General features: G+C 74.0%; 24 protein-coding genes. 9 read left to right on the forward strand and 15 right to left on the reverse strand.

Annotation, left to right across the window (positions count from 1 at the left end):
• Window positions 1-381: 381 nt before the first annotated feature.
• Both ctaD and GA0070609_RS23085 read right to left on the reverse strand, forming a co-directional pair.
• Complete coding sequence (gene ctaD / locus GA0070609_RS23080; RefSeq protein ID WP_088995716.1) at window positions 382-2,139, reverse strand: aa3-type cytochrome oxidase subunit I; 1,758 nt, start codon at window positions 2,137-2,139, stop codon at window positions 382-384.
• 177 nt (window positions 2,140-2,316) lie between these two features.
• Window positions 2,317-3,423 carry an FAD-dependent monooxygenase gene (locus GA0070609_RS23085; RefSeq protein ID WP_088995717.1) on the reverse strand — a complete coding sequence of 369 codons (1,107 nt, stop codon included), beginning with the start codon at window positions 3,421-3,423 and terminating at the stop codon, window positions 2,317-2,319.
• A gap of 308 nt (window positions 3,424-3,731) precedes the next feature.
• Here GA0070609_RS23085 and GA0070609_RS23090 point away from each other — a divergent pair, with 308 nt between their 5' ends.
• On the forward strand, window positions 3,732-4,853 hold the full coding sequence (locus tag GA0070609_RS23090) for a GH12 family glycosyl hydrolase domain-containing protein (protein WP_088995718.1): 1,122 nt from the start codon (window positions 3,732-3,734) through the stop codon (window positions 4,851-4,853).
• Between the two features lie 119 nt (window positions 4,854-4,972).
• On the opposite strand, the gene GA0070609_RS23095 is transcribed toward GA0070609_RS23090, so the two are convergent.
• From GA0070609_RS23095 to GA0070609_RS23105, 4 genes are all read right to left on the reverse strand, one after another.
• Window positions 4,973-5,467, reverse strand: coding sequence for a hypothetical protein (locus GA0070609_RS23095; protein ID WP_088995719.1), 495 nt, complete (start codon window positions 5,465-5,467; stop codon window positions 4,973-4,975).
• Between the two features lie 263 nt (window positions 5,468-5,730).
• On the reverse strand, window positions 5,731-6,693 hold the full coding sequence (locus GA0070609_RS23100) for a golvesin C-terminal-like domain-containing protein (protein ID WP_088995720.1): 963 nt from the start codon (window positions 6,691-6,693) through the stop codon (window positions 5,731-5,733).
• Complete coding sequence (locus GA0070609_RS33695; protein ID WP_172899395.1) at window positions 6,693-6,860, reverse strand: hypothetical protein; 168 nt, start codon at window positions 6,858-6,860, stop codon at window positions 6,693-6,695. Before GA0070609_RS33695 ends, GA0070609_RS23100 begins: the two co-directional genes overlap by 1 nt.
• A 200-nt stretch (window positions 6,861-7,060) precedes the next feature.
• Window positions 7,061-7,846 carry an aldo/keto reductase gene (locus GA0070609_RS23105; RefSeq protein WP_088995721.1) on the reverse strand — a complete coding sequence of 262 codons (786 nt, stop codon included), beginning with the start codon at window positions 7,844-7,846 and terminating at the stop codon, window positions 7,061-7,063.
• Window positions 7,847-7,964: 118 nt separating this feature from the next.
• On the opposite strand from GA0070609_RS23105, the gene GA0070609_RS23110 reads away from it, so the two are divergent.
• Both GA0070609_RS23110 and GA0070609_RS23115 read left to right on the forward strand, forming a co-directional pair.
• On the forward strand, window positions 7,965-9,014 hold the full coding sequence (locus tag GA0070609_RS23110) for a DNA polymerase ligase N-terminal domain-containing protein (RefSeq protein ID WP_088995722.1): 1,050 nt from the start codon (window positions 7,965-7,967) through the stop codon (window positions 9,012-9,014).
• Between the two features lie 16 nt (window positions 9,015-9,030).
• On the forward strand, window positions 9,031-10,224 hold the full coding sequence (locus GA0070609_RS23115) for a threonine synthase (protein ID WP_088995723.1): 1,194 nt from the start codon (window positions 9,031-9,033) through the stop codon (window positions 10,222-10,224).
• A 148-nt stretch (window positions 10,225-10,372) separates the two neighbouring features.
• On the opposite strand, the gene GA0070609_RS23120 is transcribed toward GA0070609_RS23115, so the two are convergent.
• From GA0070609_RS23120 to GA0070609_RS23135, 4 genes are all read right to left on the reverse strand, one after another.
• A complete protein-coding gene (locus GA0070609_RS23120) occupies window positions 10,373-12,169 on the reverse strand; it encodes a glycoside hydrolase family 15 protein (RefSeq protein ID WP_088995724.1) in 1,797 nt (598 codons plus the stop codon).
• A gap of 50 nt (window positions 12,170-12,219) precedes the next feature.
• Complete coding sequence (locus GA0070609_RS23125) at window positions 12,220-12,612, reverse strand: cupin domain-containing protein (RefSeq protein WP_088995725.1); 393 nt, start codon at window positions 12,610-12,612, stop codon at window positions 12,220-12,222.
• A gap of 324 nt (window positions 12,613-12,936) precedes the next feature.
• Complete coding sequence (locus GA0070609_RS23130) at window positions 12,937-13,341, reverse strand: hypothetical protein (protein WP_088995726.1); 405 nt, start codon at window positions 13,339-13,341, stop codon at window positions 12,937-12,939.
• 186 nt (window positions 13,342-13,527) lie between these two features.
• Window positions 13,528-13,980 carry a septum formation initiator gene (locus GA0070609_RS23135; RefSeq protein ID WP_088995727.1) on the reverse strand — a complete coding sequence of 151 codons (453 nt, stop codon included), beginning with the start codon at window positions 13,978-13,980 and terminating at the stop codon, window positions 13,528-13,530.
• A gap of 102 nt (window positions 13,981-14,082) precedes the next feature.
• On the opposite strand from GA0070609_RS23135, the gene GA0070609_RS23140 reads away from it, so the two are divergent.
• From GA0070609_RS23140 to GA0070609_RS23155, 4 genes are all read left to right on the forward strand, one after another.
• Window positions 14,083-14,778 carry a response regulator transcription factor gene (locus GA0070609_RS23140; RefSeq protein WP_088995728.1) on the forward strand — a complete coding sequence of 232 codons (696 nt, stop codon included), beginning with the start codon at window positions 14,083-14,085 and terminating at the stop codon, window positions 14,776-14,778.
• A complete protein-coding gene (locus GA0070609_RS23145) occupies window positions 14,775-16,049 on the forward strand; it encodes a sensor histidine kinase (protein WP_088995729.1) in 1,275 nt (424 codons plus the stop codon). Before GA0070609_RS23140 ends, GA0070609_RS23145 begins: the two co-directional genes overlap by 4 nt.
• Before the next feature lie 103 nt (window positions 16,050-16,152).
• Entirely contained in the window at window positions 16,153-16,686 is a 534-nt protein-coding gene (locus GA0070609_RS23150; RefSeq protein ID WP_088995730.1) for a PepSY domain-containing protein, read from the forward strand.
• A 149-nt stretch (window positions 16,687-16,835) separates the two neighbouring features.
• Complete coding sequence (locus tag GA0070609_RS23155; RefSeq protein ID WP_088995731.1) at window positions 16,836-17,912, forward strand: beta family protein; 1,077 nt, start codon at window positions 16,836-16,838, stop codon at window positions 17,910-17,912.
• A 27-nt stretch (window positions 17,913-17,939) separates the two neighbouring features.
• Here GA0070609_RS23155 and GA0070609_RS23160 read toward each other — a convergent pair whose 3' ends face one another.
• Together GA0070609_RS23160 and GA0070609_RS23165 are read right to left on the reverse strand one after the other, a co-directional pair.
• The gene (locus GA0070609_RS23160) at window positions 17,940-18,224 is read right to left on the reverse strand and encodes an adhesin (RefSeq protein ID WP_088995732.1); all 285 of its coding nucleotides are present in this window, start codon (window positions 18,222-18,224) and stop codon (window positions 17,940-17,942) included.
• A gap of 175 nt (window positions 18,225-18,399) precedes the next feature.
• Window positions 18,400-19,473 carry an NAD(P)-binding domain-containing protein gene (locus tag GA0070609_RS23165; protein WP_088995733.1) on the reverse strand — a complete coding sequence of 358 codons (1,074 nt, stop codon included), beginning with the start codon at window positions 19,471-19,473 and terminating at the stop codon, window positions 18,400-18,402.
• Window positions 19,474-19,659: 186 nt separating this feature from the next.
• Here GA0070609_RS23165 and GA0070609_RS23170 point away from each other — a divergent pair, with 186 nt between their 5' ends.
• Window positions 19,660-20,097, forward strand: a complete 438-nt coding sequence (locus GA0070609_RS23170; protein ID WP_157748279.1) for a hypothetical protein — start codon at window positions 19,660-19,662, stop codon at window positions 20,095-20,097.
• 199 nt (window positions 20,098-20,296) lie between these two features.
• Window positions 20,297-21,880 carry a D-alanyl-D-alanine carboxypeptidase/D-alanyl-D-alanine endopeptidase gene (gene dacB, locus GA0070609_RS23175; RefSeq protein WP_088995735.1) on the forward strand — a complete coding sequence of 528 codons (1,584 nt, stop codon included), beginning with the start codon at window positions 20,297-20,299 and terminating at the stop codon, window positions 21,878-21,880.
• Between the two features lie 38 nt (window positions 21,881-21,918).
• On the opposite strand, the gene GA0070609_RS23180 is transcribed toward dacB, so the two are convergent.
• From GA0070609_RS23180 to GA0070609_RS23190, 3 genes are all read right to left on the reverse strand, one after another.
• Window positions 21,919-22,239, reverse strand: coding sequence for a hypothetical protein (locus GA0070609_RS23180; RefSeq protein WP_088995736.1), 321 nt, complete (start codon window positions 22,237-22,239; stop codon window positions 21,919-21,921).
• Window positions 22,240-22,335: 96 nt separating this feature from the next.
• A complete protein-coding gene (locus GA0070609_RS23185) occupies window positions 22,336-23,313 on the reverse strand; it encodes a hypothetical protein (protein WP_157748280.1) in 978 nt (325 codons plus the stop codon).
• Window positions 23,314-23,429: 116 nt separating this feature from the next.
• Window positions 23,430-24,380: a hypothetical protein gene (locus tag GA0070609_RS23190; protein ID WP_231928387.1), complete on the reverse strand. Its 951-nt coding sequence runs from the start codon at window positions 24,378-24,380 to the stop codon at window positions 23,430-23,432.
• Window positions 24,381-24,543: the final 163 nt, after the last annotated feature.

Raw genomic sequence — 24,543 nt, forward strand, 5'->3', positions numbered from 1 at the left:
GATCGACTCGGTGTGCGGCATGTCGGGGTGTCCGCGTGCCGGTGACAGCCCCACATGCCGCACGCCGAGTAGATCTCACGTCCCGACCTCGGCACCCGGATGACTCCCGCGGGCGCCGCGCCAGCGGCCAGGCAGCGCCGATGGAGGCTGCCGGGGGGCGTCCCGCCAGGTAGCCGACCTGCGGAGACGCCTTGATCGACTCCGGATCGCCGATGTAGCGGTATCCCGGCCCGCCGGACTCCCCCATCTCGCCGAACCGGAGTCGATCTCCGCCCCCGCGCGTGGTCAGGCCAGGCCCAGGGCGGGTGGTCGGAGGGCGGGAACGGCGACGGGCGCCCTCCCCGGGTGGGGAGCGGCGCCCGTCGTACGTGGAGCTGAGCGTCAGTTGCGGTCGACGTCGCTGGCGACGTCCTCGGTGTAGCTGGCGCCGCCGTCCGACTCGCTGGTCAGCGGCTTGGCACCGCCCTCGGGCGGGCCGGCCAGGCTCTGGCCGGCGGCCAGCTCGGGGAACTTCTGGTCGAACGCCGGCCGCTCGGAGCGGATCCGCGGCATCCGGTCGAAGTTGCGCAGCGGCGGCGGCGAGCTGGTCGCCCACTCCAGGGAGTTGCCGTGGCCCCAGGGGTCGTCGACCTCGACGACCGGGCCGGCCTTGTACGACTTCCAGCAGTTGTAGATGAACGGCAGCGTGGAGATACCGGTGATGAACGCGCCGATCGTCGAGATCATGTTCAGCGTGGTGAAGCCGTCGCTCGGCAGGTAGTCGGCGTACCGCCGCGGCATGCCCTCGTTGCCCAGCCAGTGCTGCACCAGGAAGGTGGTGTGGAAGCCGATCATGGTCAGCCAGAAGTGCACCTTGGCGAGGCGCTCGTCGAGCATCCGGCCGAACATCTTCGGGAACCAGAAGTAGATGCCGGCGAAGACGGCGAACACGATCGTGCCGAAGAGCACGTAGTGGAAGTGGGCCACCACGAAGTACGAGTCGGAGACGTGGAAGTCCAGCGGCGGGCTGGCCAGCAGCACACCGGTGAGGCCGCCGAAGAGGAACGTCACCAGGAAGCCGATCGACCAGAGCATCGGCGACTCGAAGCTGATCTGGCCGCGCCACATGGTGCCGATCCAGTTGAAGAACTTCATACCGGTGGGCACGGCGATCAGGAAGCTCAGGAAGCTGAAGAACGGCAGCAGCACCTGGCCGGTGGCGAACATGTGGTGCGCCCAGACGCTCATCGACAGGGCGGCGATGGCGACGGTCGCGGCGACCAGGCCCTTGTAGCCGAAGATCGGCTTGCGGGAGAAGACCGGGATGATCTCGCTGATGATGCCGAAGAACGGCAGCGCGACGATGTACACCTCGGGGTGGCCGAAGAACCAGAACAGGTGCTGCCAGAGCATCGGCCCGCCGGTTGCCGGGTCGTAGACGTGGGCGCCCATGAGGCGGTCCGCGGCGAGCGCGAAGAGCGCGGCGGCCAGCAGCGGGAAGACCAGGATCACCAGGAGGCTGGTGACCAGGATGTTCCAGGTGAAGATCGGCATCCGGAACATCGTCATGCCCGGGGCCCGCAGGGTGAGCACCGTGGTGATCATGTTGACCGCGCCGAGGATGGTACCCAGACCGGAGATGGCCAGACCCATGATCCACATGTTGGCGCCGACACCCGGGGAGTGCTCCACGCCGCTGAGCGGGGCGTAGGCGAACCAGCCGAAGTCGGCCGCGCCACCCGGCGTGATGAAGCCGGCGGTGGCCATGGTGCCGCCGAAGAGGTACAGCCAGTACGCGAAGCTGTTCAGCCGCGGGAACGAGACGTCCGGCGCGCCGATCTGGATCGGCACGATGTAGTTGGCGAAGGCGAACACGATCGGCGTCGCGAAGAACAGCAGCATGATCGTGCCGTGCATGGTGAACAGCTGGTTGTACTGCTCGGGCGACAGGAACTGCAGCCCGGGCCGCGCCAACTCGGCCCGCATGACCAGGGCCATCAGGCCACCGATCATGAAGAACGCGAACGCGGTGACCATGTACATGATCCCGATCTGCTTCGCGTCCGTGGTACGCAGCAGCCGCGCGATGGCCGAACCCCTGACCGGCGCTCGGACCGGCCAGGGCCGGGTCACGACCGGCTTGGGTGCGACGGTGGTCACGAGTGGCCTCCGGTTCTGGGTTGTCCCGCTCGGCACGCGCTGTTGTCTGCGAGCCGTCATCCGCAAGGAGGATAGTCCCCGGCAGGTGGCAGCGCCGCGTGGGGTGGCCGGGTACCCTCCGCCACCCGACCCGGCGCCCGACCACCGGCCGGCGTCCCGGCTCGGTCCGTCGATCCCTTACAGCGGGCCGAGCAGCAGCCGGTAGTGCTCGCCGAAGATCCGGCCGCCGCGACCGCGCAGCAGCGGGTCGCGCAGCGCCGGCGGGACGTCCCGGGTCCGGTTGCGGTCCCGGGTCCGGTCCCGCACCCATCGGGTACGCGGGCGGCGCCGACTTTCGTACGCGGTCAGCGCGGCCTCGACGCTGCCGGCGGCGTGCAGCGACTCGGCGAGCACCACGGCGTCCTCCAGCGCCATCGCGGCACCCTGGGACAGCGTCGGCGCGGTGGCGTGCGCGGCGTCGCCGACCAGCAGCACCCGGCCGCGGGACCAGCGCCCCAGTTCGACCTCGTCGGTGATCCCGACGTGCACGTGCTCCAGGGAGTCCAGCACCTCCGGCACCGGTCCGCCGTACGAGCCGAAGAGTTCGCGCAGCCGCGCCACCGGGTCGGCCGGCGGCTCGGTGCCGGTCTCGTCGGCGTAGCAGTGCAGCCGCCCGGCGCCGATCGGCACCATGAGGAACCCGGCCCGCTGCCCGAGCAGCGCGGTCCACTCGTCGACCGACGGGCCGTCGCGAACCACACTCCGGTAGACCACCTGCCCGGTGGGCCGCGGCGGGCCGCCGAGGGCGGCCAGGGTGCGGATCGAGGAGCGCGGCCCGTCCGCGCCGATCACCAGGTCGTACTCGGTGCTGGTGCCGTCGACGAAGGTGACGCCGACCGCGCCGGGCAGCAGGTCGATGGTGCGGACCTCGGCGCCGTGCCGGACGGCGCCGCCGGCCCCGGTGAGCAGCACCCGGTGCAGTTCACCCCGGGGCAGCGCGCGGCACTCGCCGACGCCCGCCCAGAGCGCGTCGAGGTCGACCTCGCAGAGCGGGGCCCCGGCGGCGTCGAGGAACCGCTGCCGGTGGATGACCTGGCCGAGCGGGCGGACCGGGCCGTCGAGGTCGAGCCGGCGCAGCGCCCGGGCGGCGTTGCCCGGCAGGTAGAGACCGGTGTCGGCGAGTTCCCCCGGGGGGAGCTTCTCGGTGACGTCGGGCCGGAAGCCCGCCATCCGCAGTGCCCGGGCCACGGCCAGACCGGCGATGCCCGCGCCGACGACGAGGATGCGTAGGGGAGAGCCACCCATGGTGGTGTACGCCTCCGGAGGGGTTCGGCACGCGTTGGAGGCAAGACACTACTCGGCGCTACCGACTCGCACCAGAGTCAAATCGGTCCATGCGTGACACTCGTCGGCGGGCCGGCCCGGTCGGCCGGCGGATCGGTGGCCGACCGTGCGGCGCCAGCGTGACAAACCTCACTTTCTTCGCCAATACCGCAGCACCATTGCGCCAGAGTTTCAGAAGTGTAAATGTGTCGACGAAGCGTGGGAGCGCTCCCGTCCGGGTCTTCGTCCGACATGTCCGGCGTCTTCGACGTCGTATGCCAAGGAGCATCATGAAACGTCCACTCCGGGCCCTCGCGGCGGCCGGCCTGCTCGCCGCCGGGTCGATCGTCGCCGTGGCCCTCGGCGGCACCGCCTCCGCCGACACCCAGATCTGCGAGCAGTACGGCTCGACCACCATCCAGGGCCGGTACGTGGTGCAGAACAACCGCTGGGGCACCAGCGCCCAGCAGTGCATCAACGTCACCGACACCGGCTTCGAGATCACCACGCAGAACGGCAGCAATCCCACCAACGGCGCGCCGACCGCGTACCCGTCGGTCTACCTGGGCTGCCACTACACGAACTGCTCCCCCGGCACCAACCTGCCGATCCAGGTGAGCCAGATCAGCAGCGCCCCCAGCAGCATCAGCTACCGCTACGTCAGCGGCGCCACCTACAACGCCTCGTACGACATCTGGTTGGACCCGACGCCGAAGCGGGACGGGGTGAACCAAATGGAGATCATGATCTGGCTCAACCGGCAGGGCTCCATCCAGCCCATCGGCTCGCCGGTCGGCAACGCCACCCTCGCCGGCCGGACCTGGGAGGTCTGGCGGGGCAGCAACGGCTCCAACAACGTGATCTCGTACGTGGCGCCGTCGGCGATCAGCAGCCTGAACTTCAGCGTGCTCGACTTCATCAACGACGTCCGCAACCGGGGCGCGATCACCAACTCCTGGTACCTGACCAGCATCCAGGCCGGCTTCGAGCCCTGGCAGGGCGGCGTCGGGCTGGCGGTGACCTCGTTCTCGGCAGCGGTCAACGGTGGCGGCAACCCGACCACCCCGCCGCCGACCACCCCGCCGCCCGGCGGCTCGGGTTGCGCGGTGAAGTACACGCCCAACTCCTGGAACAACGGGTTCACCGCCGACGTGCAGATCACCAACCGCGGCTCCAGCACCGTCAACGGCTGGACGCTGACCTACTCACTACCCGCCGGGCAGCAGGTGACCAGCGCCTGGAACGCCACGGTGAGCCAGAGCGGGTCGACGGTGACCGCGCGGAACCTGAGCTGGAACGGCTCGATCGCGCCGGGCGGCACGGCGAGCTTCGGCTACCAGGGGACGCTGAGCGGGTCGTACTCCTCGCCCACCAGCTTCACCCTCAACGGCGTCGCCTGTTCGCGTACCTGAGCGGCCGCCGGAGCTGTGAGGAAGGAGCGCGGCCTGGGGCCGCGCTCCTTCTCGAACCGACCCCGCCGGTGATCCGGACCTGGCAGCCGGGCCAGGCCCGCTCCACCAGCTGTGCCGTATCAGCCGGTCAGGAGAAAGACGGACAGGCCGAAGGAAGCACCCGAGCCCACCACCAGCAGGACGCTGCCCAGACGAAGGGTGCGGTCCACAGACCCGGTCGTCGGAGCAACGGGAACATCGTCGATCATCTGAAGAAGTGTTCGAACCTTGCCGAGGAGACGGCGGCGGCCCGGACCACCGCCGGGGCTACCGATGGCGGGTAGCACGGCATGCACCGGTATCTCCGCCCCGTCCTTGGTGACCAGGTCGACCGCGATGTTCTCCAGAACGCCGATGTCCGCGAAGAGGTGCCGTGGCACCGAATACCTGAAGAACGGGTTGTCGACGACGACCCGGTCCGGCGTGACCCCGAAGGCCGCTGCCGGCCCCGCCAGGTAACCGAGGCAGACGGCCAGCGGAAGCATGCCCAGCAATCCCACGATCTCCCCGGCGGAGTGCGGCCCGTTGAGGACCGCGTTCGCCACGGGACCGGCCGCCAGCAGGATCGCCACCACCAGCGGCAGTTTGTCGTCCCTTCGATATCGGGCTCGACCCCCTCCGGACGCCTTCATGGCATGACCTGACCTCCGAGAGATCCGACGACCACGCCATCGAGGGGAGCACACCCGGGCAACTGGGCGCGAGACTGGTCGACACTCTCCACCGCGTGGCCGCCGGCGATCCTCGCTGGCGGTTCCCCGGATCAGCGCCAACCCGCAGTGCGCGGCGTCCGCCAGGCCCTGGAGCCTGGCGGACGTCGCGCGGATGCCGTCGGCGGTCAGACCCGGGTGAGCCGGACGGCGTCGGCGATGATCAGCCCGGGGGCCGAACTCCACCGGCTCACCGCGACCCGGTTGGCGTCCCCGGCCGGCAGCGCGAAGGTGCCCAGGATCCGCCACTGCCCGCCGGTCACCCGCTGGTCGACGTGGACCGTCTGGTTCCCGCTCGACGTGGCGATGATGTACGGGGTCGAGGCGTTGTAGCCGGCGTTCGCCGGCCACCAGGCGTCCACCCGGTAGTTGCCGGCCGCCGGGACGTTGAACTTGTACCAGGCGGCGTCGCTGGCCAGGACGGGGTCCGCGAAGCGGTAGTCGCCGCCGTAGCGCTGCCCCGAGTACGACGACGTGCCCCAGTTGGTGCTGGCGGTGAACCGGCCGGCGGTGGCGTTGTCCACGATCGACGACCAGGCCGGGCCGCCGGCCATCTTGGCGGCGACGTCGGACCGCATCACGTTCAGGTCGATGAAGGACGGGTCGATCTTGCCGGTGGTGCTGGTCTCCCGGTGGCCCCGGGCGTAGCTGGAGTCCTTGCCGAGCTGCTTCAGCACGGCGGCGGTGGCGGCGACGGACGCGTTGTACTGCGCCGCGGTCATCTCCTGGCTGACGCCGTTGTAGTCGATCTCCCAGCCGATCAGCATGGTGTTGCCGTCGCCGGCCGGGATGGGCCCGCTGGCCCGGGCGGTGCCGGCGTGGTTGCAGCGCCCGGCGGAGATGACGTGGAAGACGCCGTGGTAGTCGACCAGGGCCTGGCAGAGCGGGCCGGGCAGGTCGGACCGGCCGTTGATGCAGATGTTCAGCGCCGGGTGCGGGTTGCTGGCGCTGGAGGTGGCCGCGGTGTGGTGCCAGAGCACACCGATCGGGTCGAAGGAGCCGGGGCGCATCCGGTTGAGCCAGTCACCCTCGACGACGACCTGGACGCCGGCCGAGCGCAGCACGTCCACCAGCCAGGGAATGGTGGCCATCAGGACTCCCCGAGCAGGTCGGCGAGGCACTCGGGCTTCGGCGCGGCGAGCGGCGCGGCACTCGCCGCGGCGGGGCGGACGGCGACGGCGGTCAGCGCGCCGGCCACCAGGGCCGGAATGCCGAGCAGACCTCGACGCCGCAGACGGACGGTTCGGGACGTGGCCATGGCGCTCCTTCAACCGGGGGCGGAGGGGTACGACGGATCGACGACCGTCGTGACGCGCACGGTATATCGTCACGAGCGTCTATGTCGATACCCTTCATCGCCCTAGCTTCGGCTGAAGGAAATTGGCAAGAAGTGGACGCCGTCGGGCGGCCGTACCGCCGTCGGGTCGCACGCCGCCCGGGTATGCCCGGCCGGACGGCTCAGGTGCTGCCCAGCGCGTCGATGTCGCGGATCTCCTCGGCGGTCAGCGCGAACTGGAACACGTCGGCGTTGGCCCGGATCCGCTCCGGCGTCACCGACTTCGGGATCACCACGATCTCGTGGTCAATGTGCCAGCGGAGCACCACCTGAGCCGGCGAGACGCCGTGCGCGCCGGCGATCCGGGTGAGCACCGGATCGGAGAGGTCGCTCCGCTTGAACGGGCTGTAGCCCTCCAGCACCACACCCCGGTCCCGGTGCTCGATGTGCCGCTGGCGGTCGTACAGGAAGGGACTCCACGGGATCTGGTTGACCGCCGGGTTCTCCTCGGTGGCCTGGATCAACTCGTCGATCTCCGCGGTGCTGTAGTTGCTCACCCCCACCGCCCGGGTCAGCCCCTCGTCCCGGGCGGCCAGCATCTCCCGCCAGACCGGGATGCTGTCCGCCGGGTTCGACGGCGGCCAGTGCACCAGCCACAGGTCGACGTGGTCGGTGCCGAGCGCGCGCAGGCTCGCCTCGATGGTCTCCCGCTCCCGGCCCACCCGCTCCGGCGGGAGCTTCGTGGTGAGAAAGATGTCCTCGCGGCGCAGCCCGCTCTCCTGCACCGCCCGGCCGACCTCCTCCTCGTTGCCGTACATGGTGGCGGTGTCGATGTGCCGGTAGCCGGCGTCCAGCGCGGCCAGCACGGCGTCGTAGCCGGCCTTGCCGGTGGCCTGCCAGGTGCCGAAGCCGAGCAGGGGCATCCGCACCTCGCCGGGCAGCGGAACGGTGGGCTGGTCCAGGTCCATGCCGACGGTTCTACCCGTGATGGCCCCCGACATGCCCGGAAACCGGGCATCCGGGTCGTCGGCGGCGGGTCGGCACCGGCGTCCGGCAGTCCGGGCCGGATTGCCGGAGAATGCGGGTGTGGCCGACCGGCTGGAGGAGTACCGGCGCAAGCGGGACGCGGCACGCACCCCGGAGCCGGTGCCGCGGCGCGCACCCAAGCGGAAGAAGCCGGCCGACGGCGCCGGCCGGTTCGTCATCCAGCAGCACCACGCCCGGAGCCTGCACTGGGACCTGCGGCTCGAACACGAGGGCGTGCTCGCCTCCTGGGCGGTGCCGCGCGGCCTGCCCCGCGAGCCCGGCCGCAACCACCTCGCCGTGCACACCGAGGACCACCCGATGGAGTACCTCACCTTCCACGGTGAGATTCCGGCCGGCGAGTACGGCGGCGGCCGGATGACCATCCACGACCGGGGCACCTACCGCGCGGAGAAGTGGCGCGACGACGAGGTGATCGTCGTGCTCGACGGCGAGCGGACCAGCGGCCGGTACGTCCTCTTCGCCACCGGCGGCAAGGAGGGCCGCGACTGGATGGTCCGGCGCACCGATCCGGCTCCGGAGGGCTGGACCGGCATGCCGGAGCTGGTCCGCCCGATGCTCCCCAGCCCGGGCGGGAAGCTGCCCCGGGACCAGCGCGAGTGGGGCTACGAGCTGCGCTGGGACGGGGTGCGCGCGGTCGCGTACGTCTCCGGCGGTCGGCTGCGGCTGCTCTCCGACACCGACGAGGAGGTCACCGGGTCGTACCCCTGGCTGCGGGACATGGCCGAGGAGCTGGCGCCCACCGAGGCCGTGCTGGACGGAGTGCTGGTACGCATCGACCGCGCCGGCCGGGTGCGGCCGGCGCGCGGCGGCCGGGCCACCGCGGACGCCCAGTACCTGATCTTCGATCTGCTCTGGCTGGAGGGGGTGACCAGCGTCGAACTGCCGTACGCGCAGCGCCGGGAGCTGCTCGACGGTCTGGCGCTGACCGGTGCGCACTGGCAGACTCCGCCCTGGTTTCCCGGCACCGGCGCCGAGGCCCTGCGGACCGCTCGCGAGCAGGGGCTGCCCGGGGTGGTGGCCAAGCGACTCGACTCGGTCTACGAGCCGGGCCGACGCAGCCGGCGCTGGCTGAGCATCGACACCAGCTGAGACGGCGAGGAGCGACGTGTACCTGACCCACCTGGAGTGCCCACGCTGCGGCCGGGAACACGACGCCGACAAGCCGCGCAACCTCTGCGACTGCGGGTCGCCGCTGCTGGCCCGCTACGACCTGGCCGCGGTGGCCGAGGTGGTCACCCCGGAACGGTTCGGGCTGCGCCCGGCCGACCTGTGGCGCTACCGGGAGCTGCTGCCGGTGGCCGACCCGCGGCACGTGACCACGCTGGGCGAGGGCTGGACGCCGCTGCTGCGCGCCCCGGCGTACGGTGCGGAGATCGGTATTGCCGAGCTGCTGGTCAAGGACGAGGGGCTGACCCCGACCGGGTCGTTCAAGGCGCGCGGCGCGGCGATCGGCGTGAGCCGGGCCCGGGAGCTGGGCGTGGCACGGATCGCGATGCCGACCAACGGCAACGCGGGCGCCGCCTGGGCGACGTACGCCGCGCGGGCCGGGCTGGGCGCGACGGTGGTCATGCCGGTGGACGCGCCGGGCATCTGCCGGCGGGAGTGCGTGGCGGCCGGCGCCGACCTGCGCCTGGTCGACGGACTGATCGGCGACGCCGGGCGGCTGGTCGCCGAGCTGGTGGCCGGCTCGGCGGGCGCGGTCTTCGACGCGGGCACGCTGCGCGAGCCGTACCGGCTCGAGGGCAAGAAGACCATGGGGTACGAGATCGTCGAGCAGCTCGGCTGGCAGGTGCCGGACGTGATCATCTACCCGACCGGTGGCGGGGTGGGGCTGATCGGCATCCACAAGGCGCTGCAGGAGCTGCAGGAGCTGGGCTGGATCGGCGACCGGCCGCCCCGGCTGGTGGCCGTCCAGTCGACCGGGTGCGCCCCGATCGTCCGGGCGTTCGCCGCCGGCGAGGAGCGCGCCCAGCCCTGGGCGGACGCGCACACGGTGGCGTTCGGCATCACCGTGCCGGCCCCGCTCGGCGACGAACTGATCCTGGCCGCGCTGCGGGCCAGCGGTGGCACCGCGGTGGCGGTCGAGGACGCCGAGATCCTGACCGACCTGCGCGACTTCGCCGCCCGGGAGGGGCTGCTGCTCTGCCCGGAGGGGGCCGCCTGCCTGACCGCCGCCCGGCAGCTGCGGGCGGGTGGGTGGATCCGGGCCGGCGAGCGGGTGGTGGTGCTCAACACCGGCGCCGGCCTGAAGTACCCGGAGACGGTGGACGTGGCCGGGGTGCCGGTGCTGCCTTCCTGACTCGCCCGACCGGGCGGCCGGGCCGATGCGCCGGCCCGGCCGCCGGGTGGCCCCGCGGGCCGTTCGATCCGCGGGGCGGTCAGCGGTAGGTGATGTCGGAGCTGGTGTAGAAGCAGTTGACCCCGTCGGCGCCCTCGCCGATCCGAGGTCACTCGGCGGTCGGCGCGGTGAGCCGCCAGGCCGCGTTGATCAGGCCGACGTGCGAGAGCGCCTGCGGGGTGTTGCCCAACTGCGCGCCGTCGCGCGGGTCGATCTGCTCGCTGAGCAGGCCCACGTCGTTGGCGTGCTCGACCACCCGCTCGAACAGCCGCCGGGCGCGCTCCCGCTCGCCGGCCATCACCAGGCACTCCACCAGCCAGAACGAACAGAGCAGGAAGGCCGCCGGCTCGTCGGCCCAGCGCCGGACCAGCCCGTCGGGGGTGCCCAGTTCCCGCTCGACCGCCTCGATGGTGGCGCGCATCCGCGGGTCGGTCGCCGGCAGGAAGCGCACCACGGGCAGGTAGAGCGCCGAGCCGCCCAGCTCGGCCGAGCCGAAGGACGCGGTGTACGCCCCCACCCGGTCGTTCCAGCCCTCGCGCAGCACGGTGGCCCGGATCTCGTCCCGGACCGCGGCCCACCGCCGCGGGTCGGCGCTCTCGCCGAGCCGGGGCGCCAACGCCACCGCCTTGTCCATCGCCGCCCAGCAGAGCACCTTCGACGACAGGTAGTGCCGCTCCTCCTCCCGGGCCTCCCACATCCCCCGGTCGGGCAGGTGCCAGGTGGTGGCCACCTGCTCGGCCAGCCCGAGCACCATCTCGCGCAACTCCTTGTCGAAGCTGGTGCCGAGGTAGTCGCCCAGCTGCCAGATGGCCAGGATCACCTCGCCCGGGACGTCCAGCTGGCGTTGCCGCCAGGCGTCGTTGCCGACGACCACCGGCCGGCTGCCGGCGTAGCCGGGCAGGTGTGCGAGTTCGTGCTCGGAGAGGTCCCGCTCCCCCGCCAGGCCGAACATCACCGGCACCGGCATCTGGCCGACCTGACCGATCGAGCGGGCCACCCAGGCGAAGAGGCGGGACGCCTCGTACGGGCAGGCGGCCACCCAGAAGGCGCGCAGGGTCATCGCGAAGTCGCGCAGCCAGGAGAGGCGGTAGTCGTAGTTGCGGTTGCCGCCGAGCTCCTCCGGCAGCGACGTGGTGAGCGCCGCGGCCACCGCGCCGCTGCGGGTGTACGTGAGGCCGGTCAGCACGGTGGCGCTGTGCCGGACCAGGTCGGCGTACTCGCCGGGGTAGTGGTGCGACTCCCGGTACGCCTCCCACGCCTGCACCGTCTCGGCGAGCGCGACGGCCGGGTCCAGCCGCGCGGGCGGGTCACCGTAGGCGGGCCCGTACGCCAGGTCGAAACCGACCACGTCGCCGGCGGAGACCGCGAACTCGTGCCGGACCCGGTCCCGCCCGGCGCGCAGCGGCAGGCCGTCGCCGCGCAGCGTCAGCGTCACCGAGCCGCACGCCGCCAGCACCCCGCCGTCCGGCTGGTCGTGCAGGTACGGGGTGAGCAGCCCGTAGTCCGGTCGGGGGCAGAAGTCCAGCACCATCGGCACCCGGCCGCTGAGCCCCTCGACCACCCGCAGCAGCACCGCCGGCGAGTTCCTGCCCAGCTCGTGTCCCCGGGCACCGAGTTCGGCGGCCAGCGCGTCGGTCACCGCGACGCTGCCCTCGGGAGTGTGGTGCACGGTACGCAGCACCAGGGTGTCCGGTCGGTAGGAGCGCTCCACCCGGTGCCCGGCCCGACCGGCGGCGACGGGCGCCAGCAGCCAGTGCCCGGCCTGCGGGCCCAGGATCCGGCCGAACACCGAGGGGGCGTCGAACCGGTCCGGGCACCACCAGTCGATCGAGCCGTCCCGGCCGACCAGCGCGCCGGAGCGGCAGTCGGACAGGAAGCCGTAGTCGGAGATCGCCGGCTGGTCCACCCGCTGCGGGTACCCGGATCAGCCCGCCTCAGACGGGTCGCCGCCCCGGGTCAGGAGGTGGGCGGCTCGTCCTCGCCGGCGGCCTCCGCCGCGTCCGCCTCCTCCTTGGTGCGGTGCACCGCCTGGTCGGCGTGCTCCGGCGGGCCGTAGACGGTGTAGAGGACCAGCGGGTTCGGCCCGGTGTTGACGAAGTTGTGCTTCGTGCCGGCCGGCACCACCACCAGGTCCCCCTGGACGACCTCGCGCTTCTCCCCGGCGACCCGGGCCTCGCCGGTGCCGCTGACGAAGGTCAGGATCTGGTCGATGTCCTCGTGGACCTCCTCGCCGATCTCACCGCCCGGCGGGATGGTCATGATCACCAACTGGGTGTGCGCACCGGTCCACAGCACCCGCCGGAAGTCCGGGCTCTTCTCGGCGACGGTCGCGATCGTGAAATGCTCCATGCCGGGCTCATACCCGGTCCGGCCCCGCGTCACGCCGGGACTGGCAGATGGTGGAATTTGCCACGTCTTCGAGGTTTGGCTCCATCCAGGACGGGGATCGACACTTCGACCGGTGCAGCGCGGGCCGGTCGAGCCAGGTCCCCGCTGACGTACCGCCGTACGGCTGCGGTGGTGGGAGACGGCCAGAGCGCGGCGACGCTTCGACCCAGGTCGAGCGGCGCCGTGCGCTCTTTCTGTCCGCCGTTCGCCCGGTGCTGTCCGCTGTTCGCCCGGTGCTGTCCGCCGTTCGCCCGGTGCTGTCCGCGCCACGGGGCGACGGCGCGGTCAGGAGAGCACCGTCAGGTGGAACGGCCGATCGGCGACGCTGCCGTCACCGGCGAAGGTGGAGACGAAGACACCGTTCGGGATGCCGGTGCGGCCGGCCACGGCCACCTGACCGGGCGGGGCGACGCCCGCGCTGCCGGGAAGCCCGATCGTTCCCACGTATCCGGCGGCGGTCACGTCCTGGTCGAAGATGACCTGGTACTTGCCCCGGGCGAGGCGGGTGGCCTGCGCGGCGCCGAGGCCGCGGACCAGGTTGCCGTCGGCGGTCACCACCGCGAACAGCACCCGCGCCGTGATCGGCAGGCCGACCGTGGCGCAGGTGGTGACCTGCGCGTCGGCACGGGTGGCGTCGTCGTCCCCCGAATCGGGCTGTGCCGGCCCGCGCCGGGCCCTGGAGCTGGACATCGGTGCCCTCCCGGGCCGCCCGGGGGGGCGGCGATGAGGCAGTTGTCGCGGCAAGGGCGGGACCATCGCCGATCGCACCCTTTGTCATTCGAACGTAGGTCGTGACCGATCCGGCAACCAGGCCGGCGATTGTCCGATCACTGACACTCTGGCCGCTGCGCCGCAGGTCAGGGGCCGTTGTCGCGATCAGTCGTCGGGGACGGCCACCGGTTCCCGCCCCACGCAGCGCACCTTCAGTTCGTGCTCGCCGGACGGGCCCTCGAACTTCACCTCGACGTCGTCATCGGGCCCCCGGTCGACGTCGCCGGCCCGGTAACCCTGGGCCGGCGACCAGGACACCAGCCGCACCCCGCCCGGCACGCACTCCGCCACCGCGGTGCCGCCCGCGGTGGTGAACACCCGCCGGCCCGCGGCGGGCGCGCTCGGCGTGGCGCCGGACGGGCCGGGTGCCGCGGTGGTCGGGCCGGGCGAGGTTGGCTCGGCGGCCAGCAACCGCTCGACCTCCCGCTGGCTGAGCACGCCGCCCGGGGTACCGGTGATGCTCTCCCCCACCAACCGGATCGCCGCCAACCCGATCAGGGTGGCGACCACGGCGGTGGCCAGCCACCCGGCGACGGCGAGGATCGAACGGCGGCGCATACCCCGACTATCCCCGATCGAAGGTTGGGCGGGGCACCGGCGGACGCTAAGGGAGGGTTAACGTCCGAGGCCGGACAGGCCGGCGGCGATAGCCTGCCAGCTGTGGCCCGCCTGCTGCTCATCGAGGACGACCTGACGATCCGCACCCCGCTGATCCGGGCGCTGCACGAACGCGGACACGCGGTGGCGGCCGCCTCGACCGCGATGACCGGGCTGCGCGACGCCCTGGACGAGCGGCCCGACCTGGTCGTGCTCGACCTCGGGCTGCCCGATCTCGACGGCCGCGAGCTGCTGCGGATGCTGCGGGCGGTCAGCCCGGTGCCGGTGATCGTGGCCACCGCCCGCGACGACGAGACCGAGATCGTCCGGGTCCTCGACGCCGGCGCCGACGACTACGTGGTCAAGCCGTTCACCGCCGCCCAACTGGACGCCCGGATCCGGGCGGTGCTGCGGCGCGGTCCGGCCGGCGCCGGGACGGACGACCCGACCCTGGTGGTCGGCGGGCTGCGGATCGACCCCCGCTCCCGCCAGGTGAGCCTGGACGGCGAACCGGTCGAGCTGACCCCGCGCGAGTTCGACCTGCTGCACCACCTGGCCGGCCGGCCCGGCGAGGTGGTCACCAAGCGGGAGCTGCTCACCGAGGTGTGGCAGATCCCGTACGGCGGCGCGGACAAGACCGTCGACGTGCACCTCTCCTGGTTGCGCCGCAAGTTGGGGGAGAACGCCCAGCAGCCCCGCTACCTGCACACCGTGCGGGGGGTCGGGGTGCGGCTGGAGGCACCCGGGGAGGCCGGGTGAGGGCGCGACTGGCCCTGCTGGTGGCCGCGGTCAGCGTGCTCACCCTGGCCGCCTTCCTGGTGCCGCTGGCGCTGCTGGTGCGTACCGTCGCCGAGGACCGGGCCACCGTCCGGGCGACCGCCGACGCGCAGAGCCTGGTGTCGGTGGTGGGCACGGCGGACCCGGAGACCATCCGGCTGACCGTCGAGCAGCTCGCCGCCGAGTCCGGCCGGCCGGTCAGCGTCTTCCTGCCCGACGGCACCGTGCTCGGCGCCGCCGCCCCGCGTACGCCCGCCGTGGCGTTGGCCGAGCGGGGGCGGAGCCTGACCGCGGAGTCGGCGCGGGGACGCGAGGTGGTGATCGCGGTGCAGGGCCGGCCGGACGGCACCGGGGTGATCCGCACCGAGGTCCCGCGCGCCGAGCTGACCGCCGGGGTGACCCGGTCCTGGCTGGTGCTGGCCCTGCTCGGCGTGCTGCTGGTGCTGATCGGGCTGGCCGTCGCCGACCGGTTGGCCCGCACCCTGGTCCGGCCGATCAGCGAGCTCTCCGCGGTGTCGCACCGGCTCGCCAACGCCGAGCTGGACGCCCGGGTGGCCCCGGCCGGGCCGGCCGAGCTGCGCGAGGTGGCCGGCGCCCTCAACCACCTGGCCGGCCGGATCCAGGTGCTGCTGGCGCAGGAACGGGAGCGGGTGGCGGACCTCTCGCACCGGCTCCGCACCCCGCTGACCGCGCTCCGGCTGGAGGCCGAGTCGCTGCGCGACCCGAAGGACGCGGACCGGGTCACCGCGGCGGTGGACGGGCTGGAACGGGCGGTCACCGGCCTGATCCAGCAGGCCCGCTGGCGGTCGCCGGCGGCCGGTCCGGCGGTCGCGGACGCGGCCGCGATCGTGGCCGAGCGGGTGGCGTTCTGGTCGGTGCTGGCCGAGGACACCGGGCGGGCGGTCACCCTCGACCTGGCGCCCGGGCCGCTGCCGGTCGCGGTGCCCGCCGACGAACTGGCCGCCGCCGTGGACGCGTTGCTCGGCAACGTCTTCGCGCACACCCCGGAGGGCACCGCGTTCGGCGTCCGGCTCGCCCTCGACGCGGGACAGGTGGTGCTCGCGGTCACCGACGAGGGCCCCGGCATCCCGGCCGGCACGGTCCGGCGCGGCGCCAGCCCGGCCGGGTCGACCGGTCTCGGGTTGGACATCGCCCGCCGGGCGGCGCAGGCCGGCGGCGGCCGGCTGGAGCTCGGCAGCACCCCCGACGGGGGCGCCGAGGTGCTGCTCACCTTCGGTCCGCCGGCCGCCTGAACCCCGCCCGCTGGTCTTAACCCGGCCTTAGCGTCCGGGCAGCGCGCCGCTATCCCGCTCCGGCCGATGCTCGGATGCAGAGACCGAGGAAAGGTGGACCGAGATGAAGCGCAACTCCCTGATCCTGGCGTCGCTCGGCGGCGCGGCCGTGCTCGCCGTGACCGGCGTGGCCGTCGGCACGGCGGTGGCCGACGACGGGCGGGCTGGACGGACCGCCCTGGCCGCAGCCACCACGGCGCCCAGCACCACCGCGACCCCCGACGACGACCCGACCGGCGCCACGCCCGGCACCCCCGGCACGACCGGTGGTACGCCCGGCACGACCGCTCCGGCCACCGGCGGCGACGCGGTGAGCCAGCAGCGGGCCGGCGAGATCGCGCTGGCCTCGGCCGGCGGCGGCCGGATCACCGAGATCGAGGCCGAGCAGGAGCACGGCCGTCCGGTGTGGAGCGTCGAGATCGTCGCCGGGCAGACCGAGCACGAGGTCGACGTGGACCGGGAGACCGGTGCGGTGGTCAAGGCCGAGCAGGAGCCGGTCGACGATGACGACGGGGACGACTCGGATGACGACTCCGACGACGACCGCGACGACGACTCCGGCGACGACGACGATGACGACGACCGCGACGACGACTGAGCCACGGCCGGTGCCGCCGCCCGCAGTGCCACTGCCGGACGGCGGCACCGGCGCGTCGACGGCCCGGACCGGTGGTACGCGCGCCGCGGCCGGCTCCACCCGCCGGAACATCCCGGTGACGACCGACGATGTCTGACATAGGCTGAGGTATGGAGCCCGCCCACGGGGGTCGGGCGGCGGAACCGGTCTACCGCCCCGTCCTCGCCTGCCGGCGGGGTGAGCTGGAGGCGCTCAGCCACCTCGACGGCGTCGTCGTTTCCCTGCTCGCCCCGATCCTCCAGGTGTCCACTCCGGACGCGTACCCACCCGACGCCCTCGGCCGGCTGCCGGAGGGTCTGGTGCCGGCCGTCGACGTCGGCGCCCTGCCCGACCTGCCGGAGACCGAACTGGTCCGCTGGGGCGTACCGCTGGTGCCGGTGGTGGGGCTCGCGGACAGCGACCGGCGGCTCGTCGCGCACGGCCTGACCGCCCGGGCCTACTCCCACCGGGCGGTGGTGCGGCTGCGGGTGGCCCAGGACCGGGCCGGGCCGGACGCCACCACCGCCGCCGTGGAGCGGGTGTGGCGGTTCACCCGGCTGGCACCAGAGCAGTGCGACCTGCTGGTCGACGCCGGCGACGTGTGCTGCCCGGCCGACGTGCGGGCGGCCGAACCGCGGGTCCGCCGGCTGCTGGACTGGGCACGCCGGCACGCCTGGCGGTCGGTGACCGTGGCGGCCGGCGGGATGCCGCCGAGCCTGTCCCGGCTGCCCACTGACGAACCGGTCCGCCTGGACCGCTGGGACTGGCTGCTCTGGCAGCGCCTGGCCGACCTCGGCGTCGGATACGGCGACTACGGGGTGGCCTCCGCGGTGCCCGTCGCGGACCATCCGGCCGACCGGCTGCCCACCGTGCGCTACACCGCCGACGGCGCCTGGTGGGTCTACCGGTGGTCGCGGCGCGGCGGGCGGGGCGACGACCGGTTCGCCGACCTGTGCCGCGCCCTGGTTTCGGCCCCGCACTGGCCCACCGACGGGGCGGCCTACTCGTGGGGCGACCACGAGATCCTCCGGCGTGCCCGGCGGGTCGCCGGCGCCGGGTCGGCGAGCAACTGGGCGGCGTGGAGCACCTCGCACCACCTGGCGCACGTGCTGGCCACCCTGCTGCGCCCGGACGTCCGGCCGGGGCGGCCCGGCGCACCCGGCCGGCCGGCCCGGCCTCGGGGCGCGCAGACCCGCCGGGCCGGCTGACCGGGCCCGGCGGCGGATCGCCGGTGACTACTGCTGCTTGTCCGTGAACCCGAACTGGATGATGCCCTCGTCGTCGACGGTGGCGTCCACCGAGGCGTCACCGAGCAGTTCGGCGGCGTCCGCGTCGAGGAAGATCCGGGCGCCCTGATTGTCCACCACCTGGTCGCCCTGCGCCGGCTGGGCCGCCAGTTCGACGGTGAGCGACCCGGCCTGGGTGTCGGCGGCGATGCGCACCCCGCCCTCTTCGGCGACGTCCTGCTGGTTGGCGAGGTCGCGGATGACCAGGACGGCGTTGTCGGTCATGGTGAGCATGGCGAAACTCCTCGTGGATTTCTCGGATTCACGGCGCGGGCCGGACCGGCCCACGGGCGAGCACACGTGGGAGGCGATTGCCGGGGCCTCGATCGCCCCGTCGCGTCGGGGCAGCTGAGGCCCCCTTCACGGCCTACGGTGCCCGCTGCCGGCGGATCCGTCAAATAGAGCCCGGTCAGTGCGCGACGGCCGCCGGGGCGAGCAGCGCCCGGATGTCGCGTACCGCCGCGCGGCCGGCCCGGTTGGCGCCGATCGTGCTCGCGGACGGCCCGTACCCGATCAGGTGAATCCGCTCGTCGGCCACCACCCGGGTGCCGTCCATGGTGATGCCCCCACCCGGGGCGCGTAGCCGCAGCGGGGCGAGGTGGTCCAGCGCGGCCCGGAAGCCGGTGCACCAGAGGATCACGTCGGCGGCGACGAACCGCCCGTCGGCCCAGGCCACGCCGTCGGGCGTGATCCGGTCGAAGACGGGTAACCGGTCGAGGACGCCGCGCTCGCGCAGCCGGACCAGCTCGGGGGTGAGCGGCAGCCCGGTCACCCCGACCACGCTCGACGGCGGGCGGCCGGCGCGCACCGCCTGCTCCACCAGGGCCACCGCGGCGCGGCCGCGCTCGGGGCCGAACTCGCCGGCCCGGAAGTCGGGTGGCCGCCGGGTCACCCAGGTCGTTCCGGCGGCGACCGTGGAGACCTCGCCGAGCAGCTGTACGGCGGAGGTGCCCCCGCCGACCACCACCACCCGCTTGCCGGCGAACTCGTCCGGTCCCCGGTAGTCGGCGGTGTGCAGTTGGCGGCCGCGGAACAGCGACCGGCCCGGGTAGTGCGGCCAGAACGGCCGGGTCCAGGTGCCGGTGGCGTTGACCAGGGCCCGGGTGGACCAGTTGCCGTGGTCGGTGGCGACGTCGAGCCGGCCGTCGGGGCGCGAGGTGACCGCCCGGACGTGCACCGGCCGGCGTACCGGCAGATCGAACCTGCGCTCGTACGCGGCGAAGTAGGCGCTGACCACCTCGGCCGCCGGACGGTCCGGCTCGGCCGCCGGGAAGGGCATGCCGGGCAACTCGTGGAAGCCGTGCACCCGGTCCAACCGCAGGGTCGGCCAGCGGTGCCGCCACGCCCCGCCCGGGCCGTCGTCGGCGTCCAGCATGACGAACCCCGTTGCGGGGGTGAACCCGGTGCGGCGCAGGTGGTAGCCGGCGGAGAGGCCGGCCTGGCCGGCGCCGATCACCAGCACGTCGACGTCGCGGGCGTCCATGTGCCGTGCAACAACGCCGGCCGCCGCAGGCTGCCCGCCGGGAGCGTCTTTCCGCTCACACCGCGCCGGCCGCCGGCCCGGACGCAGCCCGCCGGCTCGGCCGGGCGGTGGTGGAACGGCGCGCGGGTGGAACCGGTGCCCCGCCGGCGGGGTCTGATCGGGCAGGATCGATGGGCGGAGGGCGGCATGGGTGGACGGGTCGGGTGGCGGGCGCTGCTCCCGGCGGTGGCGCTGGGGCTGCTGCTGACCGGGTGCCAGGGCGTGGGCGTGGCCGACGCGCCGGACGAGGGTCGGGCCTCGTACCAGGCGTGGGGGCTCAACGAGGCGTCCAGCGACCTCGATGGCGAGGACCGGACGGTGGTGCTCAACGGCGACCTGGAGCGGGACAGCGGCCCGCTCTTCACCGTGGACGGGCGGTGGGACGCCACCGGGTTCGTGCTCGACGACTCCTCCGCCGAGCAGGTCCGCGCCCTGGCCGGACGGCTGCCCGAGCGGACCGGTGACCCGGCTTGCCACCGGTTGGTGCTGGTGAGCGACAGCCTGGTGGACCGGGCGGTCGCCGTCCTCACCCCCGACGAGCAGCCGCCGGACGGGCCGGTCACCGCCCGCCGGCTGGACGGCTGACCGCGACACCGGCGGGACGGCCGCCGCACCGCCACGCCACCGCCGCGCCGCCGCGCCGCCGCACCACCGCAGCACCCCGCCGCGCTGGCCGCCGCCGCACCACCGCAGCGCCGCCGGGCAGCGGCGCCGCGCCACCGATGGCGATTTCTTTTCGGCTCGGGGACTTTTCCGGCAGATATCTCCATGACAGCATCGACGCATGCATCGACGTCTCTTCCCCCGGACGCTCGCGCTGGTCGCGCTGGTCGCCGCGGCGGCCACCGCCGGCGCGCCCACCGCCACCGCCGAATCGCCGACACCCGCGGCGACCCGCCTGAACGCCACGATCGACGCGATCCTGGCCGACTCCCGGCTGGCCGGAGCCCAGGCCTCGGTGGTGGTGGTCGACGCCGCCAGCGGGGAGACCGTCTACAACCGCAACGGCGACCGCCGGCTGATCCCCGCCTCCAACACCAAGCTGCTCACCTCCGCCGCCGCCCTGGAACTGCTCGGCGCCGGGCACCGGTTCCGCACCGACGTGCTGACCAGCGGCACCCGCCGGGCCGGGGTGGTCTCCGGCAACCTGCACCTGCGCGGCGGCGGCGACCCGACCATGCTCGCCGCCGACTACGACGCGCTCGCCGCCCAGGTGGCCGCCGCCGGTGTCCGGCTGGTCACCGGGAACCTGGTGGCCGACGACACCCGCTACGACCGCACCCGGCTGGGCCCGGACTGGACCTGGGACGACGAGCCGTACTACTACGCCGCGCAGGTGTCCGCGCTGACCGTGGCGCCGGACACCGACTACGACGCCGGCACGGTGATCGTGCACGCGGCACCGGGAGCCACCGCCGGCGACCGGCCGGTGCTGACCACCACGCCGGCCACCGGCTACCTGCGCTTCGACAACCGGGCCGAGACGGTGGCCAGCGGCGAGACCTCGATCTCCTTCGAACGTGAGCACGGCAGCAACACCGTCGTGGTCACCGGCCAGATCGTCGTCGGCGACGAGCCGGAGAGCGACTGGGTGACGGTCTGGGAGCCCACCGGGTACGCCGCCGACGTCTTCCGGGCGGCGCTGCGCAAGCACGGCGTACGGGTGCTCGGCCGGACCGTCCTCGGGCAGTCCACCCCGGAGTCGGCCGCCACCGTGGCCCGGCATGACTCGATGACGCTGGCCGAGCTGATGGTGCCCTTCCTCAAGCTCTCCAACAACGGCCACGCCGAGGTGCTGACCAAGGAGATCGGGCGGATGCGCTCCGGCTCCGGCACCTGGTCGGCCGGGCTCGCCGCGATCACCGGGTACGTGGCCGACGCCGGGCTGGACACCGGCACGCTGCGCCAACGGGACGGCTCCGGGTTGTCCCGGCGGAACCTGGTGCCGGCCGACGAGTTCGTCCGGCTGCTCGCCGCGGTCCGCGCCGAACCCTGGTTCGACGCCTGGTACGCGGCGCTGCCGATCGCCGGCGAGCCCGAGCGGTTCGTCGGCGGCACCCTGCGCAGCCGGATGCGGGGCACCCCGGCGGCCGGCAACGTGCACGCCAAGACCGGCAGCCTGACCGGCGTCTCCAGCCTCTCCGGCTACGTCACCGACGCCGACGGCCGGGTGCTGGCGTTCTCGGTGCTGCTGAACAACTACCTCGCCTCGTCGGTGAAGGGACTGGAGGACCAGATCGCGATCGCGCTGGCCGCGTACCGCGAGGACGGCGTGAGCGCGGCGCGGGTGGCGCCGCCGGCGGCCCCCGACGCACCCCGGGCGCCCGAGGGCCGGGAGTGCTCCTGGGTGAAGCCGATCGCCTGCTGACACCGGTGCGGGCCCCCGGCCCGGGGGCCCGCACCGGCTCAGGCGCCCGGCCGGCGCGGCGGCGGCACCGCGGCGGTCGGGTCACCCCGCTCGATCAGCGCGGCGATGTCGGCGGCGTGCAGGCCGCGCAGCGCCAGCACCCGGGTACCCCACCGGTGCAGCCGGCACGGGTGCGGGCTGGCGTCGTTGCGGCAGACCGTCCCGCCCGACCAGCGCCGCGGCGCGTGCACCACCACCGCCCGCACCGCGAACTGGGCGTCCTCCCCCGTCACGTACGGCGGCAGGGGGATCTCCCGGAGCACCTCCCCGGCCGGTTCCCGCGCGGCGGTCGGTCGGGCGGTACGGGTGGCGCTGCTCATCGGTGACCCTCCACACAGGATCGTCGGACCGGACAGCAGAACGCTACGACGCTCCGGACCCGGCGCGACGGACAAACTGTCCCGGCCGGGGCGGAGTCACCGCCCGCACGCCGGGCAGGCGCGACGGGTGCGCCGGTGGTAGTCGACGGCGGCCACCCCGAGGCCCCAGCCCCACACCCAGTACGCCAGCTCGGCCACCCAGAAGAACGCCAGCGGGTAGCGCCCGTCCCCGGGGTCGAAGGTGCCGGTGACCGTCTGCGCGGTGAGCTGGGCCAGACCGATGCCGAAGTAGCAGACCAGGCCCACGGCGAACCCGGCCGCCGGGACGAGCGGCAGCAGGCGCGGCACCCGCCGGCCGGCCAGCAGCGGCACCCAGCGGGGCCAGATCCGCCCCCAGCGGTGGACCAGGGCCAGCGGCAGCAGCACCCCGGCGAGCAGGAAGCCGACTTCGAAGGCGACCATCGACGCGCCCTGACTCAGCGGCATCTCCTCGAAGCCGACCCACACCTGCGCGGCCAGCCGCACCAGGCAGCCGACGACCGCCGCCCACGCCGCCGCCCGGGCCCACTTCGGCACCGCGGCGGCGTGGGCCCGCGGTTCCCCGGTCCGGCCGCACCGCCGGCAGTCGCCGCGCCACCGGCGCCGGTGGTCGACCAGCGCCACGGCGAGCAGCGCCGCCCCGGTCAGGCAGCCGAGCCGGCTGGCGAAGGCCCCCGGATGGAACGCCGTGCCCGGGTCCAGGATGAGCAGCCCGACCAGGTCGAGCAGGAGCAGGGCGCAGGAGAGCGCCAGCGCCGCGCAGACCGCCCAGCCGGCCGCGACCAGCGCGGGACGCCAGCCGCGGGCGCGGCCCAGCGCCGCGCCGAGCAGCGCCGTGGCGGCGCAGAGCCCCACCGACCACCACCCGGTGAAGACCATCAGGTCGGTGTCCAGCGGCGGGAACGCGGGAGCGCCGACGACCGCCCAGCACAGTCGCAGCGCGCCGTAGGCCAGGGCCCAGCCGAGCACGGCGTACGGCAACGTCGGGCGACGGGTCACGGCGGGCGGGGCCGGCGGCGGCAGGGTGCGGGTCATGCCGTCCACCCTGCTCGGCCGCCGGCCGGCGGCCCTCCCGCCGCGGGGTGGAGCGACTCCCCCGCCCGGGGGAACCGGTGGCTCAGCCGGCGGTCCGGCGCGGGGCGCAGGGCCGGTCAGCGCAGCGTGAGCGCCTGGAGGCTCACGCTGCCGCACTCACCGGTGAACACCTCCTCGGCCACCCAGTTCAGCACCACCCGGGTCCCCTTCGGAGCCTGGAACCGGACGGTGAACTCGGCGGACCGGAGCGTGTGCGGGTCCTCCATCCGCAGCGTCCGGCTCAGCTCGCCGAGCCGGACCTCGAGCCGGCCCCGGGCCATCCAGACCCCGGCGTACAGCCGTACCGTGCGCGCCTCGCCGGCGCCCGCCACGGCCAGCGTGAACCCGCTGCCGGCCCCGCAGGTGTAGACCCCGGTCGCGGTGCCGTCGGCCGAGCGGACCGGTGCGCCGTCGCGCCAGCTGACCGTCTCCTGGTTGGCGTCCCAGCCGCCCCGGACGCCGCGACCGCCGGCGTCGACCAGTTCGCCGGAGCCGTCGCGCTTGCGCACCGTCGAGTCGCCGCCGCGCAGTCCCCAGTGGATCCAGTCGCGGCTGCCCGACGCGGTCAGGTCCACCTGCGCCGGCACGTCCCGCTGCTCGACGGTGAGGGTGGGGCGGACCGGCGGGCCGGGAATCGCCGACCCGGACGGGGTGGGGCTCGGCGGGCGTTGGCGGGGCTGCAACCCCGGTGAGGCCGGCCCGGTGGCCGGAGGGCGCAGTTCAGCGCCGGGGAACGCGCTGGGTCGGCCGATGCCGGCCGGCAGGCCGTCCGGGCGGGTGCCCCCTTCGCCCGGCGGATCCGGCTCGGTGGCCAGGTACGACACCAGGACGGCCAGGCAGGCGATCGCGGCGAACCCTTCCAGGACGAAGCGGCGGCGCTGCCGGAACCGGGCCAGCCACCGCAGCGCCGCCCGGACCCGGGCCGGCACCGGCAGGGTGGAGCGGTGCCGGGCCGGTGTGCCGGACGCGCGGTGGCTGGCCGGACCGGTCGCACCGGCGCGCGTTCGGGTGAGGTCTTCCTCCGCCACCGACCCTCCACTCCCCACCGGCCCGCCCCGGTGGCACGCGCCGCCCGCGGTGAGCCGTCTCACGATCGCACCGGCCCGACCGTTCCGCACAGTGGACGATCGACGCACCCCGGTTCGTCACCGGAAGGTAGCGGATGCACCGGAAAATCGGGAATCCCGGTCC

Origin of the sequence: Micromonospora echinaurantiaca, from assembly GCF_900090235.1 — a bacterium.
GTDB lineage: Bacteria > Actinomycetota > Actinomycetes > Mycobacteriales > Micromonosporaceae > Micromonospora > Micromonospora echinaurantiaca.

Excerpts from the sequence above, each read along its gene's own strand:
- GA0070609_RS23090 (WP_088995718.1), top strand. The coding sequence starts at position 3,732 with ATGAAACGTCCACTCCGGGCCCTCGCGGCGGCCGGCCTGCTCGCCGCC.
- GA0070609_RS23085 (WP_088995717.1), bottom strand. The coding sequence starts at position 3,423 with ATGGGTGGCTCTCCCCTACGCATCCTCGTCGTCGGCGCGGGCATCGCC.
- GA0070609_RS23105 (WP_088995721.1), bottom strand. The coding sequence starts at position 7,846 with ATGGACCTGGACCAGCCCACCGTTCCGCTGCCCGGCGAGGTGCGGATG.
- GA0070609_RS23155 (WP_088995731.1), top strand. The coding sequence starts at position 16,836 with ATGGAGCCCGCCCACGGGGGTCGGGCGGCGGAACCGGTCTACCGCCCC.
- GA0070609_RS23160 (WP_088995732.1), bottom strand. The coding sequence starts at position 18,224 with ATGCTCACCATGACCGACAACGCCGTCCTGGTCATCCGCGACCTCGCC.
- GA0070609_RS23165 (WP_088995733.1), bottom strand. The coding sequence starts at position 19,473 with ATGGACGCCCGCGACGTCGACGTGCTGGTGATCGGCGCCGGCCAGGCC.
- dacB (WP_088995735.1), top strand. The coding sequence starts at position 20,297 with ATGCATCGACGTCTCTTCCCCCGGACGCTCGCGCTGGTCGCGCTGGTC.
- GA0070609_RS23170 (WP_157748279.1), top strand. The coding sequence starts at position 19,660 with ATGGGTGGACGGGTCGGGTGGCGGGCGCTGCTCCCGGCGGTGGCGCTG.
- GA0070609_RS33695 (WP_172899395.1), bottom strand. The coding sequence starts at position 6,860 with ATGGCCACGTCCCGAACCGTCCGTCTGCGGCGTCGAGGTCTGCTCGGC.
- GA0070609_RS23130 (WP_088995726.1), bottom strand. The coding sequence starts at position 13,341 with ATGTCCAGCTCCAGGGCCCGGCGCGGGCCGGCACAGCCCGATTCGGGG.
- GA0070609_RS23135 (WP_088995727.1), bottom strand. The coding sequence starts at position 13,980 with ATGCGCCGCCGTTCGATCCTCGCCGTCGCCGGGTGGCTGGCCACCGCC.
- GA0070609_RS23150 (WP_088995730.1), top strand. The coding sequence starts at position 16,153 with ATGAAGCGCAACTCCCTGATCCTGGCGTCGCTCGGCGGCGCGGCCGTG.
- GA0070609_RS23180 (WP_088995736.1), bottom strand. The coding sequence starts at position 22,239 with ATGAGCAGCGCCACCCGTACCGCCCGACCGACCGCCGCGCGGGAACCG.
- GA0070609_RS23100 (WP_088995720.1), bottom strand. The coding sequence starts at position 6,693 with ATGGCCACCATTCCCTGGCTGGTGGACGTGCTGCGCTCGGCCGGCGTC.
- GA0070609_RS23185 (WP_157748280.1), bottom strand. The coding sequence starts at position 23,313 with ATGACCCGCACCCTGCCGCCGCCGGCCCCGCCCGCCGTGACCCGTCGC.
- GA0070609_RS23125 (WP_088995725.1), bottom strand. The coding sequence starts at position 12,612 with ATGGAGCATTTCACGATCGCGACCGTCGCCGAGAAGAGCCCGGACTTC.